The organism is Caballeronia sp. GAWG1-1 (assembly GCF_023631465.1).
GTDB lineage: Bacteria > Pseudomonadota > Gammaproteobacteria > Burkholderiales > Burkholderiaceae > Caballeronia.
The window spans coordinates 1-2,439 of record NZ_JALQDB010000088.1 but is presented as its reverse complement, the minus strand read 5'-3'; the positions used below and the strand labels follow the sequence as shown (position 1 = coordinate 2,439).

Here is a 2,439-nt window from a genome sequence, read left to right as displayed (position 1 = left end):
GACGCCTGCAGAAGCTCTGGACGAATACCTAAAATCTGTTCAACAATCCAGTGTTGCGACGACCGGTTGAATCCGCCTTGCCAGCCTTGATCCGAGTGGAGTATGGGTCTGTCGTTCGGTCCGAGGCGCGCGAACGCTCTCTTGAGCATGGTCCCAACCATGTCGAACAGAGGTCGTCGGGCTATCTCGAAAGCGATAACCTCGGCGTTGTACAGGTCGAGAACGGGCGAGAGATAGAGCTTCTCGCCACCGACATTGAACTCGGTGACGTCAGTTACCCATTTGTCGTTCGGACGCTTCGCATCGAATCGCCGGTCAAGAATGTTCGGTGCCGCAAGGCCCACCTCGCCTCTGAATGCACGGTACTTTTTCAACCGGACGTACGACTTCAGCCGAAGTTCACCCATCAGGCGCTGAATTGTCTTGTGGTTGATCTTGGTGCCTTCTTGCCGTATCACGGCAGTGATGCGGCGATAGCCATACCGCCCCTTATGCTCGTCAAAGATCGAGCGAATCCGGACCTTCAGGCTTGCATACTTGTCGGCAATCCCGAGCGCCTTCTTCTGATAATAGAAGGTACTCCGTGCCAGGCCTGCCACCTTGAGCAAGCCAGCGAGTGGATATTGTTGCCTTAGTTCAAGCACGATTCGCGCTTTTACTGCTGCGCTTCTTGCTTCTTCGCTTGAACTAAGGCGTCGAGTTTTTTTAGGTATGCGTTCTCCATTCGAAGATGATCCAGTTCTGCCAGCAACTCTTTGCGGCTAGGGGAGCTGCCATCATATGACTTCGGCTGAGGCTTTTTAGTTGACGGCTTTTTCATTCTTGGGCGGCGCACGGAGGCGTACGGCGACAAGCCGGTTGCCGCCTTCGTCGTATGCGTGTTCCCAGTTGCCAATGATGTTGAAATTTCGGATATCAAAGAGGGCTGCAACTTGGCGGTAGGACAATTCGTCATCTCGCATACGTTGCAAAACCGATAGCTTGAATTCTAAGCTATAGGTCGCTCTACGCTTCTCCTGCACACCTTCAGCGCCATGTACGCGGTAAAGCGCTGCCCATCTACGCAGCGATTCTACGTTGATGCCATGACGTCGCGCGACGACCTTGAGCCCGTGATGGCCAGCGCAATAATCCTTAACTGCAGCGAGCTTCGCTTGTTCTGTATATTTTCCCAAGACATTCCCCAAAGATAGGTGCAACCTTCGGGGGTCAGTTCATCGAAAACAGTGGACATAGCCTGCACGCTCAGATCAAAGAGTTCCAAACGTCCAATTCTGCGCGCTTACGGATGAGCGCGCTGACGTTGGTGCAGAGCTGGTGAAGGCTGCGCGCGATGCTCGCATGGGCTTCGGCGCACGCGCCGAGCCACAACTCGCGAACACCCTCAAAACTGTGACGGATACGGCAAAGAGTCTGGGCGTGCCAATTGGCACTTCGGCTACAGCCCTTCTCGATGCTCACGCTGTCTCATTCGGCGATGGCGTCATCTCGCTGCACAATGAGGCGGGCATCCCCTTGCGCAATCTTGGCACCGGCTCAAGCCTGCTTCTGATTGCAGGGCTTCATCGAGCGGCCTCAGCGTTAGCGAGCGTGGTGCTGGTTGATGAAATTGAATATGGCCTTTAACCTCACAGGCTAACGCGCTTTTTGAACTCACTCGGGTCCAAAGAGAAAGTCCCGCCACTGCAGGCGTTCATCACGACGCATTCTCCGGTGGCGCTTAGAGAGCTGTCGGAGTCAACTCTTCGTTCTTCGCAACGAGGGTGGTGTGCATCACGCGCGGCTGGTCGGCGTCGGCAATGACATTCAAGGTGCTATTCGGTCATATCCGGAGGCATTTCTTGCGCGCACTGTCATCGTGTGCGAAGGAGCTAGCGAGATAGGCCTGATTCGTGGACTGGATTACTTCTGGGTCAGCAATGGTAGCGGCTCGCTCCAATCAGCCAGCGTCGCTTACATCGACAGCCATGGTGGCGAACCGGATGAATGCTTCTGGCCCGCGAAGGCGTTCCAAGCGCTCGGATACCGAGTAGCGATTTTGCAAGACAGCGACAAGCCCGCTTCTGCAAACCTCGTCCAGGAATTCGGAGCCCTTGGTGGCTATTACGTCGCGTTGCGCAATGCGAAAGCGCTTGAGGACGAAACTCTTCACGAGCCTGCCGGACGCGGCGGTGACAGCTCTTATCACGCGTGCGCTCGAACTTACGGAAGATGGGAAAGTAGATGCTCACATCAAGACGTTCGGAAGGCAAGTCGAATCTTGCGAACATTCAATTCGAGGGGATGATTGCGGGCTACACCGACGAGTCTCGCGTAATTCTGGGCGCGGCGTCCCGGATACGAAAGGCCGGGTGGTTCAAGTGTAAGCGCGCATTAGACGGCGTCCCTTGCGCATTGCCATGCGACATACGTCAGGCTATGGTTGGATTCAGTCGCCAG

Annotated in this window: 1 protein-coding gene and 1 pseudogene; one reads left to right on the top strand and one right to left on the bottom strand. The window is 55.4% G+C overall.

The features are described from left to right. Positions 1-77 precede the first annotated feature (77 nt). Positions 78-1,175: pseudogene (locus NCT03_RS33535) on the bottom strand (IS3 family transposase); the annotation flags it as partial. Positions 1,176-1,341: 166 nt separating this feature from the next. On the opposite strand from NCT03_RS33535, the gene NCT03_RS33530 reads away from it, so the two are divergent. Then, positions 1,342-1,626: a hypothetical protein gene (locus tag NCT03_RS33530; protein WP_250470263.1), complete on the top strand. Its 285-nt coding sequence runs from the start codon at positions 1,342-1,344 to the stop codon at positions 1,624-1,626. Positions 1,627-2,439 lie beyond the last annotated feature (813 nt).